We start from the raw sequence: 23,118 nt of genomic DNA on the forward strand, positions 1-23,118 counted from the left end.
CACCACCCCCCCCCACACCCCCCCCCCCCACACCCCCCCCACCCCCCCCCCCCCCCCCCCCCCCCCCCACCCCCCACCCCCCCCCCCCCCCCCCACCCCCCCCCACCCCCCACCCCCCCCCCCCCCCCCCCACCCCCCACCCCCCAAACCCCCCCCCCCCCCACACCCCACCCCCCCCCCCCTTATCTCCTAAATCCCCCCTCATACTCCCCTACCTTCCTCTTTCCCACCCCTTCCAACCTCTCTCATTCCAACACATCTCTAAACCCACTCTTTTCCCCCTCCATACACCAAATCCTTTCTCCACTTTAATAAATTCTCCCTCCCTCCTCTTAAAACTATCACTAACCTTCCCTCCCTCCTAATCCCATCCTTAAACCCATTCTTTTCCTTATCCTTCCCCCCATCCACTACTCTTATAATAAATTCTCCCCTCCCCTATTAACCCATTATCACCCCTCCTCTCTCTTTTTAAACCCTTTCCTTTTTCTTTTTACCATATCCCCTTTCATCATCCCATTATCTTCTCCTAATTCACTTCCTCTCCATACCTTTCATCCTTCTCAAAATTCTCTCAATTCTCCATTTCCTCTCCTCTTATACTTCCTATACCCTTATCCTACATCCTCTTATATATAATCAACTATTCATATCACTCTTTCCTCTCACTTCCTTTTCTTATCTTCCTTTTATTATCATTACTCCTCTCTTCCTCTCTCTTCTCTTTACACACCTCACAATCCTTTTTAACCTCTTAACATATCCATCCTCTAACCCCTTTCTCCAAACTTCCCTATTATCAAACTCCCCCTTCCTAATACTTTTTACATTCCTTCCTTTCTTCCCACTCTCCTCTTTCTTACATTCTCATACACTCTTTCTCTCACTACTTTCTACTCTTATATCTCTCTACCTTCACTACTCTACTTTTTGCCTTACTACCTATTATCACCACTCTTTCAATTACTCATATAATTCATTATCTTCACATCCTCCCTTCTTACCCTCTCACTCAACTATTGTTCCGTCCCTATTTCTTTCTATCCTCCAAACTTCTACTTCTGTCCCTCCACTTATTAAAAAACCAATTCAACTCCTCCATGCTCTCCCACTCATCTTTTAATACTTTTTTCACCCTCTTACATTTCCAATCTTTTACACCACCTAATCCATCAAACATCATCACTGCCTCTTTATCTTTTCCCTATCTCCATTTAACCCTCATTCTCCTTTTCAACTCTTTACCTCCACCTCCTCAATATTATATCCTCCATCTCTTAACTCGCACACTCTTATCTTAAGGCTTCCATCCCTAACATTGGAGTCACTTCGATTAATCATTCTACCCTTCTTCTAACTCTTTACCCTATCACTATTCAATCCTTTTCCCCTCTCCAACTCCCCCATTACCCTATCTTACAAATCTTAACCTCCTACACCTACCCCTCCATTTAACCACCTACCAACCAAACAACAACCACCCAATAAAAAACCCCAACCAAAACCAACATACCCATAAAACCACACCCACATAAAACATTCACCTTTCCTCAAATCCTATTACCACCTATAACCCTACCTCACACCTCCAATTTCTCCTTACAACACTTTCCCCTACAATAAACTTCATCCTCCCCCATTCATCTCACAACTTCATCCTTCATCCCACTACTCATATAACACTCACCCCCCCTTAATAACATTCTCAACTCCCTTCTTATATTTAAATATCCTTACTCTACAAAAATAATATTTCACAACCATATAAAATAACAACTACCCCAACTTTTTACACATCTCATCCTTATCCCCTCCCTATTTATTTATATCTTCCTTCCCATTCTTTCCTTCTTTTATCTTTTCCAACTTATCCCCCCCTTATTATTTCAATCTATTCCCTACTTCTCCCTTTCAATCTAATTTATTACACTCCCTAAATCCTCATCTACCCCCTCCTTCCTCTAATTCATTATCTTATTTCCTAATCCCTACTTCACTCTTTCTCTTCCATTACCAATCCCAATCCAATCTCCCTACACATTTAATAAAACAATTACCTCCCCCTTTCCCATCCCAACAATACCAACCCCCACTTATCTTATTATTCCTCAATCCATATCCTATATCTAAAACCCATCATTATTTCCCAAATATCACTTCCAAACTAATTAATACTTCTTCTTATATATAAAACCTCAACCCCTCACCCACTTCTATCATCAATTAACCCCCTTATTTATTCACCTCCCTTTTACACTTTTTACTTTAATCCATATATACTATCATTTCAATTTCCCTTATTTATCCCTATCTCTTTCACCTCACTACCTCCCTAAACATAACCCTCTACCTATACCACCCTCACCAACTCTTCCCCCACAAACCAAAACCCCAACCACACTAATAATAATAATTCTCTCAATATAAATCTTCTACATAATTCATATCCTCATACCCTCCAAAATCCACATCTATTCAATTACCATACCCCCAAACTCTTTCCCTCACCCCATCTCCCTCTTCCTTTTCCCACCCCCACTACCCAAACTATACCCACTCTCCCCATCATCACCACACTATCATCATTTTACTCTAATTCCCCCCCCTCCACCCTGCCGATCGTTCGGCCCGGCCAGCGCGTTGTCGCTCGGTCGGACGGCAAGGGCGGCATGGTCGTCAGTGTCGAGAAGATCCAGGGCCGCGAGTTCGCGGTCAGCGCGCAGGTGACGGGGTACGTTCTGGACGCCCGGCTGCTGATGGACGTGCTGGGCAGCCTCAAGATGCCGGGCAGCTGGTTCCAGGTGTGGTGCAAGCTCGTGGCCGCGCAGGATCCGAGCTATCACGGGGTGGACCGGTCGAAGGCGCCGCGCGGGTACGTCCGGATCAACCAGCGCGAGCTCCAGAAGCGGTGCAGCCTGTCCGCAGCCTCGGTGAGCGAGCCGTCGCAGTTCTTCCACCACATCGGCTGGATGCGGACCGCGAAGCCCGGCGTGCTCCAGCTGAACCCGTGGCTCACGGTCGCCGGCACCTCTGCCGAGCAGGAGAAGTGGCAGAAGGAGTGGAACGCCGCGAAGGGCCCTACCTGCGTTATCCCGGCCCCGGACTACCCCGCCGAGTGGCGCGCGGAGCGGGCGAAGGCGAAGAAGGAAGCCGAGGCTGCGCGCCGTCGCGAGAAGGTCGTGGCACTCCCGCGGCGCCGGCTGCCCGCACGGAAGGCGAGCGCGTGACGCGGGCGGGCGGCATATCCTCAGAGCCAGACGACATCGACCAGGAGGCCCTCGTGAGCACCACTTACGTACCTGGCCCCCCGTCCGACGAGCCGATCGCGCTCACCCGCGACGCCCTACGGATGCTCGCCCTCGTGGACATCTCCTTGACCGCCCGGCGCGTGCTCGATGTCCTCCTGGCCTTCCAGGACCCCGACAACGGCGCCGTCGATATCAGCCAGGCCGAGATGGCTGCCGAACTCGGAGCAGGGAAGCCTGCGGTGAACCGCGGCTTCAAGGAGCTGAGGGAGGCCGGCCTCGCCTGGCTCCTGCGCCGCGGCTGCTACCAGCTCCACCCCGTCCTCACCGGCGGCCGGATCGCTGGCCCCGCGATGGCAGTGCCCGAGATCAACACGACGCCTGCAGAGGACTTCACCGAGCAGCGCCGGACCCGCTTCGCTGCCCAGGTCGCCAATCTCGCGCAAAGCGCCTGAGCGGCCGTACAGGGCTCTTCCTGATGCCACGGCGCCGCACCATGGGTGCAGCGCCGTTCACATACCCGGCGCGCCCCTTCCCGGTGGAGAGACCCGGCTCGCGGTCGGTATCACCAGGGGAACCGTCTTGTTCTGGTTCTCCAGAACAAGCACCGCGACGATGGGGCATGGCGGCGTCACCGTCCCCTCCAGAGGAAACCGCAGGTCAACGGCGTGCGGTGGGTCCGGACGGTATCACTAGGGGAACCGTCTTGTTCTGGTTCTCCAGAACAACCGGCGAGTGCTCCGGCAAGTGAGTACATCTTTGCCCCTGGCGGAGGGGAAACGCGCAGGTAGATGCGGCATGCGTGGCGGCTGGAGCAGGGGCCGTTGCGGCTGGCTGGGCGGCTGTACTGCGGACATCGTTCAAGAGCTGGGCTGCACCGCGGTGTTGCTACGCTGACGGCGAGGGACCCGGAGTCAATTCCAGTGACTCCGGGTCCCTCGTACGTGTGCGTTTGTCAGGCGGCCCAGCCGACGGAGGAAACGAAGGTGTAGGCGTCCCAATCTGTGCCCAGGCCGCCTTGGATGATCTCGTCCCAGATTGCTTCCAACTCTCGTGTGTCGCTGGCGATCCAGGCGTCGACAGCCCGGTCCCAGATGCTGCCACGTACGTTGATGGAACGCGGCTCCACATTGCGGCGGTGCCGGCGTTCGACCTGGGACTGGTCGGCCGGGTCGATCTCGATGCGGGTGCCGCGGCCGCGGTTATGGAGCCGGCGTTTGAGGTCGGCGACCACGTTGCGGCGGCGCAGTTCCCAGTAGGCGGCGTCCAGGCGGGCCAGGTTGGCTTTGCTGGGTGTCTGTTCCTCGGCCAGCCAGGCCATCAGGGTGCGGGGGCGGACGTGGACGCCAGCGCGGTCCATGGCTTCGTAGCCGGCGTCGGAGGCGGTCAAGTAGCGCAGACGGGCGGCCAGCCCGCGCTCGGAGGTGACGGGGGACTCGATGCCCGTGACCATCTTGTCGATGCCTTCGGCCAGCGCGACCCAGCCGGGCAGTCCTCGGGCGCCGAAGTGGCCGTACCGGCGCCAGCGGGAGTCCTCGGCCATCAGCGCGTCACCTTGCCGACGGTGTACTCACCAGAGGCTCTGGCGTCGCTGTACTTGATCTTCATCTGGGCGACGCCGCGGCCCTCGGGGAACACCTGGCGCCAGTCGCCAGTGAGGTGCAGTTCGTCGGTGCCCATCATGGCGACGACGTCCAGGCCGGCCTGATGAGCCTTGTACGCCTTGCCCCACAGGTTGGCGTACGCCTGACTGTGGATGATGTGCATCCAGTCCGGCCGCTCCATCTCCCGGTTGTGAATCGACTCCCCCATCGTGGAAACGAACTTCGAATACATCGCCTTGATGTATTCGAGGGTGATGGTGTCGTCCTCGGTAATGGCCTTCTCCCGCGCTGCCGTAAGGGTTTTGCGGAGGGCGTCGAGGAAATTCTCTGTCGCACCGCTGGTCCACGATTCGTGAATTTCGGGCGCTTCGAGAAGGCCGTATTTGGGCCCGGAGAGGCGCAGTAGCAGCCGGAGGGTGGCGTTGGTGACCCACAGGGGGCCGGGTCGCCATGACGTCGGGGATGGCGCGCTTGATCAGGGCCTGCAGCGCGACGTCGGCGTCGCCCTCGGCACGTTCCAGCTCCTCGTGCACCGCCCGGGCGATGAGGCCGGTGGTCTCCGCCTGGGCACGGGCCGCCGACTTCGTACGACGCTGCGGCCGCGTGGGCACCGGCGCTGCGACGGGCGAAGGCGATACCGCAGGAGCGGGTGCCGGGGCCGGCGGGTTCGTGGTGGGGGCGCTGGCGGCGTGGGGCTCTGCTGCGGGGGAGGTTGCGGCGGGGGGCTGGCACAGGGCGCCGGCGTGCAGCGGACGGCCATCGGTGGACTGGAAGTCCGTCACGACGCCGCAGCGGACACACGGGCCGGGTTCACCCCGGACGGCCAGGCCATCCGGAAGCCATGCGGTCTGGGCAGTGAAGTCCGGCGCCGGTGCGGCCGACGCTGAATTGGCGCCCTCGGGCGCCCGGGGCGGGGTGGGGGCGGGGTGGATCTGGGCGAGGCCCTCCAGCAACCGCAGGTACCGGGCCCGCCCCGGCGGCTGCGGGTCGGTGGTGCCGTCCTCCCAGTTGGCGATGGTCTGACGTCCGACGCCTACCGCCTTTGCCACCTGGGCGCGCGAGAGGTCGGCGGCCTGGCGCAGTCGCAGGCGCTCAGCCGGCTCTGGCATCCGCGCCGTCAGTCGCGCTTCCTCCAACAACGCTTCCACACTGTCGATTTGCTCATCGCTCATACGCCCAACCTACATCCAGCTAGGCGAAAACTGGAAGCAGATTAGGCAGTCATTAGCCATTCATTTGACGGTACCGGGCGCTGTGGCTTCCGGTCAGTCGATGCCGAGGGCGTCCGCGACAGCCTTGCGGGCACGGACGAGGTCAGCGTCGTTGACCGTCTCGTCGGCCTCCACGGTGCTCAACCACCCGGTGATGTCGTTGGGGTGCATCCGGTCGAGATCGCTTGGAATGACCAGAGGTCGGGTTGCGGTCATGTGCTTCTCCTTCGTGCTGGCTACCCCGTTCAACGGCCGTGGCGGGCGGCAGTGCCGCGCGGACCCGAAACAGGTGGGCAGCGGCCGAGCACGGTGCCGCGCACGTGTGACCGTTGCCGGTGCGGGGAGGCGCGCGGCGAAGCTGTTGGCTCGCCCGGGGAGAGGTGTCTGGTGACTCAGGAAACTGGTGCCGGGGAGGGTGCGGCTGCCGTTTCGGCGAGTTGGTCCAGCCGGTGGTACAGCGCGCGGACCAGGCGGGCCCGGTTCTGGCAGCACCGCAGGGTGTCCTGCCACGGGGTCGACAGGCGCCTGGCGGTCTCGCTGAGGATCGCGTCGGCGAGCACCCGCTGGAGGCTGCCCGCGGGGAGCGTGGATGCCGCGCGCTGGACGTCGGCGGCGACGGCACGGGCGTGCCCGGTCAGCTGTAGCGCGATGTGTTCGTAGTCGCGGGGGTGGGCGTCGTGGTCGCCGGCGGCCGGCTGGATCAGCAGGAGAGATGTTCCGGCTGGGTCGGATTCGGGAAGCTCGCTTTGGCCGCGTTCCAGTCCAGGCGGAACTGGGCGGGCAAGTCTTGGCGGTTGATGACACAGATCGCGATGGGGTCGATGGAGACGCGTTTCGCGTCCACGTGATGCACGAATCCGCGGGCCGCCAGCCGGTCGACGGATTCGTGAAGTTCGTCCGCCGTGAGGTAGCCGAGCGGGCTGAGGAGCAGCCCGAGCCCCAGGTTGTTGATCACCAATCCGTGAGGAGCCAGTGCCTCAGCACGGCCCAGAGCCAGCCGGATCAGGGCCGCCGCCTCGTAGGGGTAGTGCACCAGGTCGCGCATCGCCTCCTTGTGCATGGAGAGCACCAGTGTGTCCGCCGCGTCAGGATCCAGCTCCATACAGGTGCGGTCCGCATCCGGCGGCAGGATCCGGTGAGGCGGCAACGGCTCCAGGGCGCGCTGTGCGTCTCGGAGCCGTCCGCGGTGCAACTGCGAGCGTCCCGCCCGGTCGGGCGCACACTTCTCCCCCGGCGCGGCAAAGCAGTTCGGGCACGTACGGTTGCGGGCGCGTTCGCGGACTGCTGGTGGTACGGCTCGACTCACGCGTTCTGACCTTCGATGCGGGGGCAGCGTCTGCACAGCTTCTCCTGGGCAACGGAGCCATGGTGCGCAACGCGCCGTCTCCTGGGCTGCATGCCGGATTCTCGGCCCCTCTACCATCTGACCGTGAGGCGGCGGGGTGCAGGCCCGGAACGGTCCTTGGCCACAAGCACCTGGACCTCGGCGGGTTCGGTGCGGTCGACCAGGGCGAGAGTGTCGGCGTGGTACTCCAGCTCAGCGCCGATTCCCAGATCGTCGATCTCCAGCGGGTGGCCCTGACGGCGGGGCCGCTCCAGCCTGGCCACCAGCAGGATCGGTAGGTTGCCGAGCACAGGGTCTCCCAGCGCCATCCGCTTGAGATCCAAGCTGACCATTTCGGCATCCTCAGGCGTGCGTACTCGCTCCGCCTGCTCCGTATGCATCATCTGCAGCCGGTCGATGACGACGAGGTCCGCCGGCTCGCCCCGGCCAACCTTCGCCGTGAGCACGTCGTGCATGTGGTCGGTGGTCAGCAGTCGGGTCCGATCGATCGTCAGGCCCGGTACGGGGTTGCGCGCGGTGAGATCGGGGGCGAACAGGACTGCCCGTAGTCCGCATGCCACGTTGTGAACCGCAATGTCGTATCCAGCTTGGGCCTCTCGACTGCGTGAGCGTGTTCCCAGACAGGACAGACGGCCAGGGGACAGGTTGAGGACGTCGTCCATCTCCGGCCAGGGAGTTGTGACCTCCCGCTGTTCGGAGCGCTCCAGAATGTTGATGATGTGATGCAGCGACGTCCGCCCCACGAAGGGCGAGTTCATGCGCTGCGCCCAGTGGGCGAGCAGCCGGCTGGTTTCTGAGTCGTCGGCTTGGACCTGCTGCGGGATGGCGAGCACCCCGTTCCGGTTGACCCGGTGCTTCACCACGGTGAACAGGCGGTTGGCGCAGTCGGGGGCGTGAACAGGGTACGGGCCCCACTCCCATGCTGCCGGCTCGTGGCTCATGGCCAGCCCGGCGATGGTGATCGCCCCCGTCGGGCTGGGCTCGATCGAGTCTAAGCACACCGGGCAGTTGTAGTTCACGTTTGGTGCTCCTCCTCGGACGGTCGGGCCGGACGGACACTGGGACGAAGCCCTGCTGGCACGTCTGCCCGGCCGGTTGCTGCATCATCATGCGGAATCTATGTCGACATGGCAGCTTCCACATGGCCTGCGGCACAGTCGTGGCAGTACCAGCGATCGTGCTTCGGGTTCTGCGGCGAGGGGATGCTGTAGGCCGGTTCCCGATCCGGGGTCGTCGGGCGCAGGTCCGCACTGCACTCGCAGCACACCAGGTTCTTCGGGACCTCGTCCTTCCTCATCATCACCAGCCCGTCCCTCGTCGGCTGGAGGTAGCAAAAGGGGGGCGGCCCCAGCGTGAGGGTCCTGATCGTTCCATCCGGTTCAAGAGTCGGCCGGCCCATGAGTTCGACCAAGTCCTCGTACACGAAATGGCGAGCCTGAGACGGGCGCTCGAAGCGCAGGGCTGCGCACATCTCCCGTGTGACACGGTGCCCATTGATGAGGGGATGCTCGTCGTTGGGGTCAGGCGTCAGTGTCAGCTCTCGCTGTCCAAGCACATCCTGCCGCCAGTCGCCCGACTTGGCCTGCGGTCTCAGACGGTCCACGAGAACTTGGGCCTCGGTTTCGCTCCGCACGAGGTGCACGGAGATAGAGGGCCGGGTGCGGCGTGGCTTGTTCGACTTGTGTCGTCCCATACCTCGATGAACGCCTACGGGCGCGCCCTGTTACAGGTTCCATCTGCCGTGAGAGTGAGAGCCAGCCGGATCCGTCACCGCGTGGAGCAGGCACTGCAGGCGGTGGCCTTGTCGGGGTCGTAGCGGCGTCGGTGGCATGCACACCAAGGCCAGCCTGCGCAGGCTGGGCATCGAGTGTGAGGGGCGGCGACGGGCACGCCGCAGGCACCGTCCTGGCCGGTGCACTCGCGCATCGGCGGCCGGTAGGCGACCGCTTCGGCGGTGGTGCGGTCCGCGGCCGAACCCTGCTCCAGCTCCTCAGCGTCGTCCAGCTCGCGCCGTGGTACCAAGAGTCGTCCGCCCTGGCAGACGGTGCACGGTGCGTCGTCGCGGTTGGGCTGGTCAGCCAGGTGCCAGCCGTCCTCGCAGCGGCCCGCGCAGGCGGTGGGGGCCAGCAGCCACACGGCGACGTCGTCGGGTTGGTATCCCTCTCGGCTCGCCTCGGCCTCACGTTTGAGGGAACGTCCGGCCCAACTCCCCCACCAGCGCCGCTCCACCCGAGCCGCCAGCTGCCGCGGGGTGCGGTTCTGCAGCTCGGTGTGGATGGTGTCCATGACCGTGGGCGGGACGGCACCGCCACAGGCACGGACGACCTTGTCGGGAAGCGCCGCCAGGACCGCGCGCACCGGATCGCTCGCCGTGCCCGCGTCCTGGCAGCCATCGCACTGGTCCCAGTCCCACGTCCGCGGGAAGTACGTCATCGTCCACCGGTGTCGGTGATCCTTACGACGTTCCGGAGCCACGTGAACGACGTGGTCAGCCGGAGACCCGCGGTCCGGCAGCGGGGCGGAACAGGTCCGGCACATCCCCCGGCAGGTCCGGCAGCGTTGTCCGTCGCGGGTGGGAGCCTGGCAGGTGGGGCATTCGCGCCGGCACACCCGACATAGATGGTCCTCGGGATGGGGCTGCGGCAGCCAGCGGTGCTCGCCCTGGCAGCGCACGCACCGGCGCGGATCGGTCTCTTCGCGGTGGGTGGGCAGGATCGGTTGGCCCGGGCACTGGTCGCAGCGCACGATGGCTCGGTCCCGGTTGGGGGCGAAGCGCACGCTCATTCGGTCCTCCCGTGGTTCTGCGCCGCTGCGGCGGCGAGTTGGTCAGCGTAGTGGGTGGTGATCGCGCACCAGGTCGCGGTTGCCGCGGAACGCCGCCGCGCCTGCTCGGCCTCGGGAACCGAATCCTCGGTCGGGCCGTAGACAGCGATCGCGGCTCGGCGCGCGGCCTCGGCGGCGCGCGCCGCGATCGTCTCCAGGGCCTGCAGCTGTTCACGTACAGGCCGCGGCAGGATGTTCTCGTCCCCTGCCGATTCGTGCGTGGCCCCGACGGACATCAGCTGACCGGCCGACTGGAGGGATGGTGCTGCTGAAGCTGGAGTGCGCTGGGCCGGGAGTGCCGGCCGAGCAGCAAGGCGAGGCGGCAACGGGGCCTCCAGCGCTGCCTGCAGGGCCCGGGCTGCTTGGCGCCTCTCGTAGACAGCGAGCTCGCACAGGTCGCACCGGACGTTGTCGGTGGCCTTGCCCCGGACCAGATTCCGGCAGCCCCGCTGGGCGCACGGCACCATCGTCATCCCGCCGCGGGTGTAGGGCAGACCGATGCTCAGCGCCCACGAAACACCGTCCCGCCGGAAGGTATATGGGCGTTCCGCGGAACCGGTGGCCAACGGCCTAAGCCGTTCTCGCAGTCGCGCCGCGATCATCGCGTCATCCTCCCCCTCGATCAGCAGCCCGCGCACGAGCCGCTCCAGCCGGGCTTGCTGGTAGGCCGTCGGCGACGGTGCGACCTGGGCGAGGATGCCGGCCACCTGCGGCACCTGGTGACTCAGCGCAGGTCCGAGGCATCCAGGAGAGGACGGAGAGGGTGGGGTTGGCTGTTCCGCGCGTAGCGCGTCGTCCGCATCAGCCCCCGTCGCAGCAGGTGTATCGGCTACCTCGGGATCGACCTGGTCCTCGCGTGCGCACGCGCACTCCGGCACATCGCAGCACTCCACACGGCCGTAGCCGGAAAACCCATTACAACCCGCACTTTCATCTACCACCTGAGCCATAGGTGAGTGGTAAGCGTGAAGTCCTGCAGAAAGATCGCTTCCCTCACATACCGCTTCACCCTGCTTGACCTGCGATTTTGCCTTCTGGGCCAGGATCTGGTCCCGCCCTGCAGAAAGATCCACCCGCCGGGGACCCGGAACCAGCCTCCCAGGCCGGCCTGCAGCCCGCCGGAGGCGGCGCATCTCCCGGTACGCGGCCTCCACCGTCGGGATGACCAACTGCTCCCGCCCGCCCGTCGTCTGACGGACCTCCACGGCCCCCGCCACCTGCAGCCGGCCCAGAACCTGAGCACCAGCCGCCGACGAGCAGCCCAGCAACCGCGCCAGCGTCGCCGCCGGCCGCCCGTGCACATCCACCGCACCGCCACACAGCCGCACCACACCCGTCGGACGCGACTCCAACACCGCCAGCAGCAGCGCCAGACGATCCGTCGCCGCCCCCCGACCGGTCCGCCGGCCCAGCAACCCCGGCAGTGTCTGCGTGCCGTCGGAATGGGCCCAGCCCGGAGCGCACACGGCCTGCAACAGCCCGAGCAGAACGGCGAATTCCGGCTTCCCCAGCCGCAGCGGGTGGGTTGCGTCCTGGTGGTGACGGGCTTCCCACAGCGGCAGCAGCGGCCAGCGCACACCGGTCTTGATCCGGGTACCGGGCCGCAGCGTGTCCTCGGAGTTGGTGATCTGCCCCCGGTCCAGGTGAGGGCGCACCTCGTGTCCCACGGTCGATGCACTGACGCCCACCCAGCGGCCGAGCTCACGTGCCGTCATCTCCACCGCCAGGTCCGCGGCCGCGGCCGACGCCTTCGCCATGAGCACCAGTGCCGACATCCGCACCGGGTCCGACGCACCGACCAGGCCCGGTTGGTCCAGCAGCGCCTGCACCGCCGCCCGCAGCCGGTTCCGCATCGTGGTCGTCAGGGTCAGCGGATGCCCCGCCTCCCACGCCGGCACCAACTCTGCCGGCCGCGCGTTCACCGTCGCCCTGCTCACAGTCGCCTCCCACCAGCCGCGCGTCCGTACGCGGCGTGAGGGGCGACACCATCACCTGAACCGGACACGTCCGGCTTGGCGAGGAGAATGAGGGGCACGGTGAAGGAAGGCACTGGCCGAGGACCGCTGTTGGGCGCGGGAAAAGTGTTCATGCCGCACTCTGCGACGGATCGCCTGTGGATAGATTCCCCGCACCCAGCCGCTCCCGCCTGGCGGGAGCGGCCCGTCAGACTTCTGCATTTGCGTCCCGCCACGTGGGATCGGGGGCTGCCCACATGAGCGCGCGGCGTCCAAGACCGCTGACTACTAACCGAGGTCAGCTTCCGGCCGACCGCCGCATGGGCTTGCCGAAACGTGCCGAAATCCGTGAGCGAAGGACCCAGCGGACTGGGAACCCGAGAACTCTGCACGGCACCCACCGCCACGGCACTCACTGGTGCCCCCGGAGCGAGGTGGCGGACAGGCCCAGCTGAGCAGGAGCGACGTACGAAGCGATCACGTACAGAGAAGGGATCGCCGACCGGCCAGATGTGACAGGCAACCTGAAATCGATCATCCGGCCACGCTGAGGCGGCGTGCCTGGGGATAGCGGACGCCCCCGCGGCGCGACCGCGCCGAGCGACTGGAAGGCGCCGGCGGAGGTGGCGGAAACCGACCGGCGTGACGGCAAAAAAAGCCCAATCCGCGCCATTCGGGCATGGGTGGGCTGGCAGAAGGCACGAACGTAGTGCAAGATGTCACCGGGTCTCTTCTTAGTGGGAGGCACGACAAAGCCCACCTCGGTGGTGCTTGGTTCTGGGAGAACCTGAAAATCGCCTCGATCACCCGGCGCCAACCGGAATCGATCTAGGCCCCGGCCCGGTCGCCAAACCGGTCCGATGACACGAAGGCCGCGCACGGTGCGCCAACACCAGCGGCCAGGGCGGCAAAGCCGCCCAGTGGACTTACCTCATCTCCACCCCCTCCGGGGGAGAGGTACACCCGCGACCAGACCGTCGCGGAAGACGAGAGAAGGCGCCTGCCGGAGCGACGCGCGAGTCATCGCTGCTACGGCAGACGCCTTGCTGTGTGTACGCAAAAAAGTACGGGTATCCTTACCCACGTTGAGACCTTCCTTGTTAAGGTCCTTGGCCATGCCCCCCGGAGCGGTAACTCGCGGGGGGTTAGCCATGTCTGTATCGATCTTATCCTCAGACACGTTACCCCCCTCACGGGCAGCAACGACACCTCGGCACCACCCGTGTCGCCCTTGCGTAGAGCCTTTCTGACGCCCTGCCAGGCCGACGGCGCCCTGCCCCCTCGTCAACGGATTGGAGCTCATAACGGCATGATGAGCAGCATGCACGCGACGCCGACTGACCCTCTGGACGTGGAAACCTTCGCCCAACCGGTGCAACAGCACAGGTTCGTGGCAGCCATGGAGCGGATTGCCGCCAGCCGGGCTCCGGGAGCACTCACCCGCGTCTACATCAGCGTGCCTCCCCGAACGAGAAGCAGCGAGAAGTGGCAGAGCAGGCTTACCCAAATCACAGAGGCTCTGCCGGCGGGGGTTGAGGTGCTGCACTACGAGAATATTTTCGGTGGTGAACGAGCCTACGACTGGGAAGGTATTGCCGACGAACTCGACGGCCTGGTCGTTGTGGGCAGGGCGAAACGGCCTGGGAGTCGCGTCTACTTCCTGGGCCCCACTGCCCGCCACGAACTCCGGTCCCTCATCGCCCGTAAGCCCGTGCTCATCTACTCCCATAACCTCGGTCTGATCCCCGTCATCGACTGCAAGAGCCAAGTCCTCGACCACGATGACGCACCGCGACTGAAGCTCACCGCGCCGAAGCGATGGCAGCGGGATACTGCGACGCTCAACGCCGCACTCAACGCGCTCAAGCCAGCGGGGGCGGAACGCACAGCTGCGGCCGGTCACCTCGCTCATCCCTTCGCCACGCCTCCTTGGTGAGGTCATCTCAAACTGCTTGCCGTACAAACGTGCTGATCACCCATGATGTGAACAAACTTTGCTGTCGCCGCCAAGGGGATTCGAGTGGGCTGTTGCCGGCTTCCCGCCTGACGGGTGCCTTCGAGCCGTGCTCCCGTTAGGCGGGAAGCGCAGCGGTCGGCCGTCCGCGCGGCTTTGGCCTACTCAAGGGCATCAGCCCGCTCGGCGAGTTCAAGCAGTTCGCGAGGCGCATTGGGGCCGGCGATGAGTACCAGTTCACGGATGGTGGCGCGAGCTGCCTGGTGGGTCTGGATCATCTCGGGCGCGATGGCCTCCGCGCGCAGTAGGCAGTCGAGGGCTTCTCCTCCGTGCCGCCTCTGCGCGTGTGCTCGCCCCAGGTCCATCAGCACCCGCCCTCGACGCTCAGGTGACAGTTCGTCGGCGTTGATGCTGAGGCCGATGTCAAGCGCTTCTCCGGCGTCGCCAAGGTCAACTGCGGTGCTCACCGCTTGGACCTCGACGTTGGCCGGCCCGAACTCCAGGTTGAAGTCATTCCGGTCCTCACCGAGCTGAGTGGCGATCACGCGCGCCTGGTCGATCTCTGTCTTGGCATCGGCTCTGGCGCCGGCGCGGGCGTGAACGAGCGCGAGTGCCAGGTGGAGAGAGCCGAGGACCGACAGAGCCTCCGGTGAGCGACTTTCCTGTTCCCGCAATGCATCGATGGCCGTGCGAGCTGCGTGTTCGGCTTGGTCGAGACTCCGCAGCCGTACGAAGGCATGGACCAGACGAAAGACGCTGGCGCAGACGTGGAGGGGGTTCCCGGATCGTTCTGCGGCGAAGATGGCGCGGTCGGCGGCGACCCATGCGGCATCAGCTTCATCCTGCCGTACGAAAGCTGCGGACAACGCCTGGTAGGTCCGGGAGAGCAACAGCTGTAGCTCCGTGCGGTGCTCTTCCTCGGCTGTCCGGGCCCCTCGCTCGAGCTCGGGGAGCAGATCCGTTGCGAGGACGCTGACTTGTGCCAATTGTCCCCCGTGAGTGAGCTCCCAGAGGTCGTCGACATCGCCCCGGAGTGCCTCCAGCGGTTTCCCTCCGCCAGTACGGCTGCCGCTGAGCAGAGTGGGAAGCGCTGGGTGTCCGGAGATCAGCCGCCGGGTTTCCTCAAGGTCGTTGGCGAGCGAGAGAGCGGTGGGAGCCTGCGAACGCCCGCCCAGCTCCGGCGGCGTCCCGGGGCGCAGTTGCTGTACTGACACGCCCAGTTCGTCTGCGAGCTGCTGCAGCAGGTCGACCCGCTGTACTGGTTGGATGCCCCGCTCCACTTGAGACATCCAGCTGCTGGTTTTTCCGAGTGCCGCGGCGAGCTCGGTCTGTGTCCGTCCGCGATCTTTGCGGTACTTCTGGACGCGCTGGCCGAAGGCTCGGTCCTGCGGGTCGACGTTCTTCCCCGTTGGCTTCATCACCCCTCCATACCGGGGCGCTTGCTGACATCTGCCAGTTCCTTGAGGAAGGTCACCTCGGTGCTGGTCAGGAACTGCTCGCGGGTCGCGAGGAAGTGCCGGGTGTGTGGCTGCTCCTCATGGTCCTGGAAAGCATCCTGGTCCGCGTAGAGCTCGTAGAAGACCCGCACGAGCGGCTCCTCGATGGGCGTGTGCACGGCGTAGACGAGGGTCCCGGGCTCCATGCGGATACCGGCGGAGGTCCGCGCCACCAGCTCGTCGAACTGCTGGGCAGCCGCTGCATCTCGCAGGGTGAACCGCACTGTCAGTGCAAAGCCGCTGGCCACGGTGCACCTTCCTCTCTATGCCGCGATATCACGAACACAGATTCTCACACTCGACGCGTGAAGTGCTAGCTAGCACTGAATCTGTTGACTAGCACTGCAAGTGCTACTACTTTGGATGCGTGGCGCCGTTGAACGCGGACGGGCTTCCCTTTGGTCGTCCCTTGCTCGGAGCCACATGCACCACCGCGGTGGTTCGTCCGCCCCTCAGGGGTGGCCGGGAGTGATAGCACCACCAAATCCCCCGGGTTCTCGACCACTGCGTGCACGTCGCAGCGCTATGCGCTGTCCGTCCCCCAGGACGCCGGGTCGCCCCGTGCGCCTGGTGGGCGGAGAGAGCACCGCGACGCACCTCATCCCCCTCTCATTTGAGGAGTTCTCCATGGCCATCACCTCCGCGATGCCCACGACCGCCGCAACGCCCACGGCCAAGAAGCGGCCGAGGCGGACCCACACGAAGCGGGTCAGTCACCTGCCTGCCATCAAGCTCTCCCAGATCCCGCCCTCACACATCGACCTGCGGGACCCGCTGATGGCGGTCCTCTACTGCGAGAATTGCAAAACCTGGTGCCCCATCACCGGCATGCAGGGCCGCGAGCAAAAGCTCGTCCCGCACCACACCGGTAAGGCTGGCGAAGGCGCCGCGATCCGCTGCCGCAACAGCAATCGCCGCATCGAGTTCGACCTGACACTCCCCGAGTGGCACCGGGCCTTGGTCGACGCACACAACGACACACTGTCCCGCCGCCCGACCAACGTGCTGCGCAAGCCCAAGGTCGCGCCTGCGCCAGCAGTCAGCCAGATCGCCGCCCAGCTGCGATCGGTGGCGGACGACGGGGGCGACGGACGCACCCTGTGGTTGGTGCGGGAAATGGGCTGGGCCTCATCGGCGCCAGCGGTCAACGACGCCGACACCCGGCGCGCGCAACGACCCGCCGGTGATACGCCGCTGGGTAGCCCGCCGGTTCCGCTGACCACCCTTCACCCCCAGCGTCCCGTGCACTGATCCGCACGAACGACCACGGCCCCGACCACTCCGCGCTCGAAGCGGGTGGCCAGGGTCGTGGCTGCTCGTACGGCAGTCACAACGGCGACAGCCCCGGCGACTTGGAACCCCCCGGGGCTGTCCAGGACCTGCAAGGAGGACCTGATGCACAGCATCGCACAGTACGACGGCGACTCCGACCCGAACATGGACGAGGCCCTGCGCCGCGTCCGGAACGGGCGGTGAGCGGCATGGACTGGCGTCACCGCGCGGTCTGCCGCGAAGAAGACCCCGACCTGTTCTTCCCCCTCGGCAACACCGGACCGGCGCTCCTGCAGATCGAGGAAGCCAAGGCCGTCTGCCGCCGCTGCCCCGTCATCGAGCACTGCCTGCAGTGGGCACTGGAGGCCCACCAGGAACACGGCGTGTGGGGCGGGACGAGTGAGGACGAGCGGCGTGCATTGAAGCGTGCGGCTGCTCGTCGACGTGCCCGTCGCGCGGCAGCGGCCGGTCAGGCTGCTGCCGGCGTCGGAGCAAGGGGGGCTGTCTGATGGGGTGGATGGCCGATCAGATCGCTGATCAGGAAGCTGCTGACGCGCTCGCCCGGTGGCACATCGAGGAAGCCCAGCGGGCCGCGGAGGCCGCCGCAGCTGCGGCCCGGCAGGCAGCGGAACTTCGGGGTGAGCCCCAGTGAGTGAGCCCGACCCGCAGCACGACCGTGCCCCTGACACCACGGATCAGATGCCATCGCTGCCTCAGCGTCAGCCCGGGGGCTCGCTGTAGCAGTGACCTCCCGCCCGATACACCGGGCCCGTGCCGCGCAGCTTCGCGCGGCACGGGCCCTTGCCCTCTACGGGTTCGCGCATCCCGAAGCCCACAGCGCGCTGACAGCCGCCGCGGTGGCCGCCAGCGCGCTGTGGGACTCCGGCTATCCCATCCACGACCTGCACACACTCCGCTCTCGCCGAGGAGAAGCGATGATTCCCACCCAATTCCGGACCGTGCATGGCCCCTGCAGCCGCTGGACGCCCGCTGACTTCGATGCCTACGAGCACCTCGTCGAAGGCACCGATCCCGTTCTGGCCCGCGCCGCCTGCGACGGTCTGGTCGTCACCGGCCGGCACGTTGTCGACGGCGAGGTCGTCGTCAGCGTCGCCCTTTCGGCAGCCACTGGCCACGGCCTGGTCCTCACCGACTAACAAGGAGCCCCACGCACGTGATCGCCACCCAGATCGCCTGGCCCGAGGGTGTCATTGCCCGCTTCCTCACTGTCGCCGGCGAGGCCCTGCGCGACCCCGCCCTGACCGTCGACATCAGCCTCGCAGGCAGGCGCGGTTTCGCGACGGCGGCCTGCTCCGGCTGCGAGACCATCCACACGCCGATCAACTACGAGGGCTACTACCTGGACTGCGAGTACGCCCCCGAGGAGGCCCTCCAGAAGGCGCTCGACTCCGCCCGCGCGGACGCGTCGAAGTGGGCGCAGAGGCACGCCGAGAAGTGCCGCGCCCTCCCCCAACCTCAGCCCACCGCCTGACAAGGCAGGACAGAACCGGGCACCTCCGCTGATCACGCCATCTACCTCGATCGATCCAACGAAGGGAACACCATGCCTGCAACCAGTCGGCTTCGCCGTGCGAAAGTGCGTGGGAGGCGCACCACCAAGACCACCACTGGGTCCGTTGCTGAGCAGACGACCGTCATCATGCGCTTCCTGACCGCTGGTGGCGCCACCGTCGAGTTGCGCTCGCACCGCTTCTCCACCCGCTACACCGGACAGGGCCGGCCTTACGTCAGCGACGAGGTGCGCGACGTGGACGGTTTCGTCTGGAAGTGCCTGGGTTGCGACGCCGATGGCCGCAGCGACGGGCCCAACCCCATTCGCTTCGACGGCGGCCGCTACCTCCCGGGCGAGCGGGACGAGGCTCGCCGGGACGCCAACGCCCACGCACAGACGTGCCGCGCCATGCCCCTCCTGACGGCCTGACCGTTCTGTCGGTTGCCTCCTCAGCCCGCCCCACCGCCTGGTGGTGCGGGCTGAGTTGCAGGGAGCCGGACAGCCCGGACCGCACGTCGGACCAGGAGGAACACCATGGCACGCATCACCCGAGCCCGCATGAACAGCGACGCTGACTACTGGGAGAACACCGCCGCCCCGGCTGCGGACGAGGCGGCAGCCGACTGCAAGAGCGTCATCGCGGACCCGACTGCTTCCGAGTACGCGCAGCAGTCCGCCGCCCGGGCGCTCGACATCCACAGCGAGAACGCCGCCACGTACCGCGACATTGCGGAGTCCCTGCGCGCCGGCGAGGTCCCGGACGGTTACGAGTTCGACTGACCCGTCTGTCGGCTGCCTGACCCGTCCCACGGCACTTCTCCAGGCCGACCGCCTGCACCCCGGGCCGTCGGCCTTCCGCACGCCCCGGTCCGGGAACACCCCGGACTTCCGATCACGCAGGAGGACCGCAGATGCACACCATCCCGCTCCGTATGCCGCTGGACGACACCGGCCTGCCCCACCGCCAGGAGCCCAGCGCCCCGGCACCCGCTGCACCGGTCAACGCATCTCGGTACAACCACCCGCACTTCCTGGGCACCTCGCCGGGCGAGCGCGAGGGATGGATCGTCTACACCTTCGCGCCGTTCACCGGCACGGAGCCGACGCCGACGTTCCCCACCACCGCGTACGACGACACGTCGCTGACCTGGGAGCTGCGGGATTCGCTGCACGACCAGTACACCGCTGCCCGCATCGCGTGGTCCCACGCCCGGCTTCGACGCCAAGCCAAGGCACTCCTGCACAAGGCCGCGTCGCTCTGGACGGCCTGGACGACGGCACGGGACGAACTGATCGCCGTCTTCGAGGAGTTCTGGAGCACCAGCGACGGCCACTGGCGAGCGCAGCTGCTCCGCTTGACCGACGCGGAGCGCGCGGTGAACAAGGCAGCCGGCGACTGGGACACGGTCGCCGCGAAGCTCGCCAAGGTCGCCGCCGACCAGATCGACGTCGCCGGGTATGACGAGAAGCTGCCGCTCACCACCGTTGCCCAGGAGCTCGGGTACGACGCGTCGGACTGGATGATCCACCCCGTCGACGACTACGCCCACCCGCTCCCGCAGTACCGCATCGTCAGGAACGGCGTCGACTACTACGGCCGCGCCACCCCGCTGACCGCATCGGCCACGCAGCTGGTCGAAGCGCAGAGAGAGCGCCTGCGCGAGGTCGCCAACCTCGCTGGCGCCGCGGACCCGGCCGACCGCGCGCTCGACTGAGCTTCGCTCCCACCGCACGCCGTAGGCAGTTTCGAGCCCGCCCGGCAGCACTCCCCCAGACCGGCCGCCCATCCCCCGGGCCGCCGGCCTTCTTGTGCGCCCGGAGCGGGTAGAGCCGGTGTCCGTTTCGCAAGCAACCCTCCGCACCTTCCCTGACTTGAAACGAAGGAGGCCGTAGTGGCTAGCCCCAGTCCCCCACTTCTGGAACACGTGCCGTACAAGGAACAGGAATCCGAGTTGCCCGCAGACCCCGCGCCGCAGCGCGGTGAGCCTGGGACTCAGAAGGCGCAGCCCACGCGTGAGTCGCAAGTGATCGAGTGGTCGCGCGGTGAGAAGTGGCTGCTGGCGGCTGGAGTCGCCTCCGGCGTCGGCGTTGGCACGCTTGGTCTGGCGTCGTCGTACCGGGCACTGGAGCGCAAGGCCGCGGCGACGGCCGCCCGGGGCGGCTGGGGCTGGGGCGAGTACGCGTGGATGCTGCCGATCGGCGTCGACCTGGGCATCCTGACGTTCTCCATCGTCAACCTGCTGCTGGTGAAGGCGGAGAAACCGCTCGCCTGGGTCAAGTGGGTGCCCCGCGTCCTGACGATCGTGACCATCGTCCTCAACTGGTCGACGGGCGCGACACTCCCAGGCAAGCTCGGGCATGCCGCCCTCGCTGCTCTGTGGGTGGCCCTCTCCGAGATCGCCGCGCAGCTGTATGCCGCGCACATCGGCCGACTCAAGGGCCGTCGTCAGATGGAGCGGATCCGCGTCTCCCGCTGGCTATATCAGCCGGTCAGCTCGTTCCGCGTGAACCGGCTGATGAAGTCCTGGGAGATCACCTCCTACCAGGAGGCGCTGGAGCGTGACCGTGAGCTGATGGTCTACCGCTCCGGACTGCGCAGCGAGTACGGCCGCTGGTGGCGCTTCAAGGCCACGGAGGAAGACCTTCAACCGCTTCGGCTCGCGGCCTATGGCATGACCATCGAGCAGGCACTGGAGGAGCCCGACCGACAGGAGGCCGCGAAGGAACTTCGAGAGCAGAACCGGGACCTTCAGCGTGCTCGGGCACGGCTTCAGCGTATTGAAGCGGAATCTCAGACCAAGGCCGCAGAGCTTCAGGCGGAGGCCGCCGAGGTCCGGGCTGAGGGTGAACTGAGGGCAGCCAAGGCAGAGGCCGAGGCCGCGACCTCAGTGGCGGTTCAGCAGGCTGAAGCCGACCTTCAAGTCCGACGCGCGCAGGCGGATGCAGAGGCCAGGCGCTTGGCAGCCGAGGCCGACGCGAAGGTCAAGGAGCTGGAGGCAGAAGAGCAAGCACGCCAGGACAAGCTGGCCCGCCAGCGAGAAAAGGGCCAGCTCAGCTGGGAGTCGGAGCGCGCAGAGCTCCTCGCCCAGCAGAAGCAGGAAGAGCGTCGCCGCGAGCTTGAAGCCCGCCAGCTGGAGGCCGAAGGGCAGTTGAAGGAGAGCGCGGAGGCGGCCACCGCCCGCCGGATCAAGAAAGAGGAGGACAAGCGGGCCGCGGAGGCCGAGAAGGAGGCGGCTGAAGCCCGCAAGGCGGCACGTGAAGCGGATCTGAACGCCGAGCAGGACCGGTTGAAGAAGGCAAAAGCGGAATCCGAGGCGGAGGCGCTGGAGCGCAGGGCGGCTGAAGACGAGCGGGCCGCTCAGGCGGCCCGGTTGAAGGCGGCCGAGGACGAGCTGAGGGCGGCTGAGTTGGAGGCTGAAGCGCGGCTCACCCCGGCTGAACGGGAGGCTCGCAAGGTCGCCGACATGATCCGGGCAGAGGGCTTGAAGGCCGTCACGCTCACCCGGATCGAGCAGACCTTTGGCGTCTCCCAGGGCACCGCATCCGGCCGGCGCAAGCGCGCCATCCAGATCCTCCAAGACAACAGCGAACTGCCCGCCGAAGCTGCCTGAAATCAACCCTGACCTGCACTTTCGCCGAGCCGAGAGGACTTCAACATGAGCGACCTGACGTACGCGATCGGCCTGGTGCTCGCCCTGGTGGCCCTGGCCGCCGTGGTGGCCACGCCGTTCCTGCTGGCCCACGCCCGCACCGAGCACGACCACGGCCCCGGGTGCTGGTGGTGCCACCCCCGTCTGCTGCCGCGCAAGCGGCGCTGACCTGCACGAACCGCTGTTTCGACGGTTCCACCGGCCCCCGAGACGAAGGCAGCGCCTCGGGAGCGCGGTGAAGGCGCCGAAACGCCATCGCACAGCCTTCCACCTGGCTGTTCCCCGCACACCCCGAGACCTGGAGGTCTTGCCACATGTCCGAGATCAACAGCGCAGCCAGGTGGACGTCGGACCACCTGATGAAGCCCGGCGGCACCGCCCTGTACGGCGCCCAGCAGCGCGAGCGGCTGCGTCAGATGGCCGACGAGGTCAGGGCGCTGCTCCGCGAGTACCGGGCCGACCTGGAGAACATCAAGTTCGACGGGGACAAGCCCTTCGAGGCCCGCATCCGAGCCTTTCTCGCGTCGCGTCCGCTGGCGCAACTCGAAAGCGACCTTCGGCACGCCGTAAATCACGCCGGAAAGCTCGACGCCGAATACCAGCGGCGTTATGTCGAGCTGCCCGAAAAGCGTGAGAGGAAGGCGGAGAAGAAGGAGCTTGAGAAGGCCAGGAAGAAGGGCCTGAACACCGCCCGTGCGGTCGGCACCGCCGGGCATCTCAACGGCCTCTCGAACGCCCTGACCGAGCCGACCGGCGACGGGAAGGGAGTCGTGAAGAAGACCGCCACGGACGGTGGTGACCACACCTTCCTGGACTTCCTGGAAAAGAGGGCCCGATAAGTGGCCGCTCCGCTTTCCAAGGGCCAGGTCGCCCGCTGGGACAAGCGCCTGGCGGAGACCGCGACGAACAAGGCACGGGCGACCGCGCTGTGGGACCTGGCCCGCCTCCTGGCCGGCGCCGACGACAAGGCATGGGCCGACCTGGTCCTGCTGCTCCAGCGCTGGACGACGGAGCAGCAAGGCCGGCGGCCCGGGCCGTAACGCTCCGCGC

The 23,118-nt window shown here is 65.4% G+C and carries 26 protein-coding genes and 1 pseudogene; 15 read left to right on the forward strand and 12 right to left on the reverse strand.

Translation table 11 applies throughout. From position 1 onward, the window contains the following. Positions 1-2,669 precede the first annotated feature (2,669 nt). Together ACRAS8_RS36390 and ACRAS8_RS36395 are read left to right on the forward strand one after the other, a co-directional pair. Positions 2,670-3,227, forward strand: a complete 558-nt coding sequence (locus ACRAS8_RS36390) for a hypothetical protein (protein WP_438490704.1) — start codon at positions 2,670-2,672, stop codon at positions 3,225-3,227. Positions 3,228-3,280: 53 nt separating this feature from the next. Next, positions 3,281-3,700: a helix-turn-helix domain-containing protein gene (locus ACRAS8_RS36395; protein ID WP_438490705.1), complete on the forward strand. Its 420-nt coding sequence runs from the start codon at positions 3,281-3,283 to the stop codon at positions 3,698-3,700. 500 nt (positions 3,701-4,200) lie between these two features. Here the strand turns inward: ACRAS8_RS36395 and ACRAS8_RS36400 are convergent, their stop codons facing one another. The 10 genes and pseudogenes from ACRAS8_RS36400 to ACRAS8_RS36445 all read right to left on the reverse strand — a co-directional run bounded on the left by ACRAS8_RS36400 (position 4,201) and on the right by ACRAS8_RS36445 (position 12,165). Beyond that, complete coding sequence (locus ACRAS8_RS36400) at positions 4,201-4,788, reverse strand: transcriptional regulator (protein ID WP_438490706.1); 588 nt, start codon at positions 4,786-4,788, stop codon at positions 4,201-4,203. Next, positions 4,788-5,057 (reverse strand): hypothetical protein, encoded by a 270-nt coding sequence (locus ACRAS8_RS36405; protein ID WP_438490820.1) that lies wholly within the window; start codon positions 5,055-5,057, stop codon positions 4,788-4,790. The genes ACRAS8_RS36400 and ACRAS8_RS36405 overlap by 1 nt, the downstream gene beginning before the upstream one ends. A 796-nt stretch (positions 5,058-5,853) precedes the next feature. After that, positions 5,854-6,021 (reverse strand): annotated as a pseudogene (locus tag ACRAS8_RS36410) (helix-turn-helix domain-containing protein); the annotation flags it as partial. Positions 6,022-6,114: 93 nt separating this feature from the next. Beyond that, positions 6,115-6,276: a hypothetical protein gene (locus ACRAS8_RS36415; protein WP_438490707.1), complete on the reverse strand. Its 162-nt coding sequence runs from the start codon at positions 6,274-6,276 to the stop codon at positions 6,115-6,117. Positions 6,277-6,452: 176 nt separating this feature from the next. Next, on the reverse strand, positions 6,453-6,620 hold the full coding sequence (locus tag ACRAS8_RS36420) for a hypothetical protein (RefSeq protein WP_438490708.1): 168 nt from the start codon (positions 6,618-6,620) through the stop codon (positions 6,453-6,455). 140 nt (positions 6,621-6,760) lie between these two features. Continuing rightward, a complete protein-coding gene (locus tag ACRAS8_RS36425) occupies positions 6,761-7,162 on the reverse strand; it encodes a hypothetical protein (protein WP_438490709.1) in 402 nt (133 codons plus the stop codon). A gap of 314 nt (positions 7,163-7,476) precedes the next feature. Then, the gene (locus tag ACRAS8_RS36430) at positions 7,477-8,424 is read right to left on the reverse strand and encodes a DnaB-like helicase C-terminal domain-containing protein (RefSeq protein ID WP_438490710.1); all 948 of its coding nucleotides are present in this window, start codon (positions 8,422-8,424) and stop codon (positions 7,477-7,479) included. 98 nt (positions 8,425-8,522) lie between these two features. Next, the gene (locus tag ACRAS8_RS36435; RefSeq protein WP_438490711.1) at positions 8,523-9,038 is read right to left on the reverse strand and encodes a hypothetical protein; all 516 of its coding nucleotides are present in this window, start codon (positions 9,036-9,038) and stop codon (positions 8,523-8,525) included. A 134-nt stretch (positions 9,039-9,172) separates the two neighbouring features. Next, the gene (locus tag ACRAS8_RS36440; RefSeq protein WP_438490712.1) at positions 9,173-9,838 is read right to left on the reverse strand and encodes a hypothetical protein; all 666 of its coding nucleotides are present in this window, start codon (positions 9,836-9,838) and stop codon (positions 9,173-9,175) included. A 347-nt stretch (positions 9,839-10,185) separates the two neighbouring features. After that, complete coding sequence (locus ACRAS8_RS36445) at positions 10,186-12,165, reverse strand: hypothetical protein (RefSeq protein WP_438490713.1); 1,980 nt, start codon at positions 12,163-12,165, stop codon at positions 10,186-10,188. A 1,339-nt stretch (positions 12,166-13,504) separates the two neighbouring features. Between ACRAS8_RS36445 and ACRAS8_RS36450 the strand changes: the two genes are divergently transcribed. Then, a complete protein-coding gene (locus ACRAS8_RS36450) occupies positions 13,505-14,119 on the forward strand; it encodes a hypothetical protein (protein WP_438490714.1) in 615 nt (204 codons plus the stop codon). Between the two features lie 179 nt (positions 14,120-14,298). On the opposite strand, the gene ACRAS8_RS36455 is transcribed toward ACRAS8_RS36450, so the two are convergent. Together ACRAS8_RS36455 and ACRAS8_RS36460 are read right to left on the reverse strand one after the other, a co-directional pair. Continuing rightward, positions 14,299-15,555, reverse strand: a complete 1,257-nt coding sequence (locus ACRAS8_RS36455; RefSeq protein WP_438490715.1) for a helix-turn-helix domain-containing protein — start codon at positions 15,553-15,555, stop codon at positions 14,299-14,301. Then, positions 15,555-15,881: a putative quinol monooxygenase gene (locus tag ACRAS8_RS36460; RefSeq protein WP_438490716.1), complete on the reverse strand. Its 327-nt coding sequence runs from the start codon at positions 15,879-15,881 to the stop codon at positions 15,555-15,557. Before ACRAS8_RS36460 ends, ACRAS8_RS36455 begins: the two co-directional genes overlap by 1 nt. Positions 15,882-16,260: 379 nt before the next feature. On the opposite strand from ACRAS8_RS36460, the gene ACRAS8_RS36465 reads away from it, so the two are divergent. The 12 genes from ACRAS8_RS36465 (at position 16,261) to ACRAS8_RS36520 (ending at position 23,108) form a co-directional block, all read left to right on the forward strand. Next, on the forward strand, positions 16,261-16,884 hold the full coding sequence (locus tag ACRAS8_RS36465; protein WP_438490717.1) for a hypothetical protein: 624 nt from the start codon (positions 16,261-16,263) through the stop codon (positions 16,882-16,884). A gap of 230 nt (positions 16,885-17,114) precedes the next feature. Beyond that, on the forward strand, positions 17,115-17,414 hold the full coding sequence (locus tag ACRAS8_RS36470; RefSeq protein WP_438490818.1) for a WhiB family transcriptional regulator: 300 nt from the start codon (positions 17,115-17,117) through the stop codon (positions 17,412-17,414). An 8-nt stretch (positions 17,415-17,422) separates the two neighbouring features. After that, on the forward strand, positions 17,423-17,557 hold the full coding sequence (locus ACRAS8_RS36475) for a hypothetical protein (protein WP_438490718.1): 135 nt from the start codon (positions 17,423-17,425) through the stop codon (positions 17,555-17,557). A gap of 283 nt (positions 17,558-17,840) precedes the next feature. Next, positions 17,841-18,062 (forward strand): hypothetical protein, encoded by a 222-nt coding sequence (locus ACRAS8_RS36480; RefSeq protein WP_438490719.1) that lies wholly within the window; start codon positions 17,841-17,843, stop codon positions 18,060-18,062. Between the two features lie 17 nt (positions 18,063-18,079). Continuing rightward, a complete protein-coding gene (locus ACRAS8_RS36485) occupies positions 18,080-18,397 on the forward strand; it encodes a hypothetical protein (protein ID WP_438490720.1) in 318 nt (105 codons plus the stop codon). Between the two features lie 168 nt (positions 18,398-18,565). Beyond that, a complete protein-coding gene (locus ACRAS8_RS36490; protein WP_438490721.1) occupies positions 18,566-18,847 on the forward strand; it encodes a hypothetical protein in 282 nt (93 codons plus the stop codon). Positions 18,848-18,952: 105 nt separating this feature from the next. Beyond that, complete coding sequence (locus tag ACRAS8_RS36495; RefSeq protein WP_438490722.1) at positions 18,953-19,198, forward strand: hypothetical protein; 246 nt, start codon at positions 18,953-18,955, stop codon at positions 19,196-19,198. A gap of 131 nt (positions 19,199-19,329) precedes the next feature. Next, on the forward strand, positions 19,330-20,133 hold the full coding sequence (locus tag ACRAS8_RS36500) for a hypothetical protein (protein WP_438490723.1): 804 nt from the start codon (positions 19,330-19,332) through the stop codon (positions 20,131-20,133). Between the two features lie 210 nt (positions 20,134-20,343). After that, positions 20,344-22,029 carry a DUF2637 domain-containing protein gene (locus ACRAS8_RS36505; RefSeq protein WP_438490724.1) on the forward strand — a complete coding sequence of 562 codons (1,686 nt, stop codon included), beginning with the start codon at positions 20,344-20,346 and terminating at the stop codon, positions 22,027-22,029. 45 nt (positions 22,030-22,074) lie between these two features. Next, positions 22,075-22,236, forward strand: coding sequence for a hypothetical protein (locus tag ACRAS8_RS36510; RefSeq protein WP_438490725.1), 162 nt, complete (start codon positions 22,075-22,077; stop codon positions 22,234-22,236). Positions 22,237-22,382: 146 nt separating this feature from the next. After that, complete coding sequence (locus ACRAS8_RS36515) at positions 22,383-22,907, forward strand: hypothetical protein (protein ID WP_438490726.1); 525 nt, start codon at positions 22,383-22,385, stop codon at positions 22,905-22,907. Further along, positions 22,908-23,108 (forward strand): hypothetical protein, encoded by a 201-nt coding sequence (locus ACRAS8_RS36520; RefSeq protein WP_438490727.1) that lies wholly within the window; start codon positions 22,908-22,910, stop codon positions 23,106-23,108. Positions 23,109-23,118: the final 10 nt, after the last annotated feature.

Source organism: Streptomyces sp. S186, assembly GCF_051603415.1.
GTDB lineage: Bacteria > Actinomycetota > Actinomycetes > Streptomycetales > Streptomycetaceae > Streptomyces.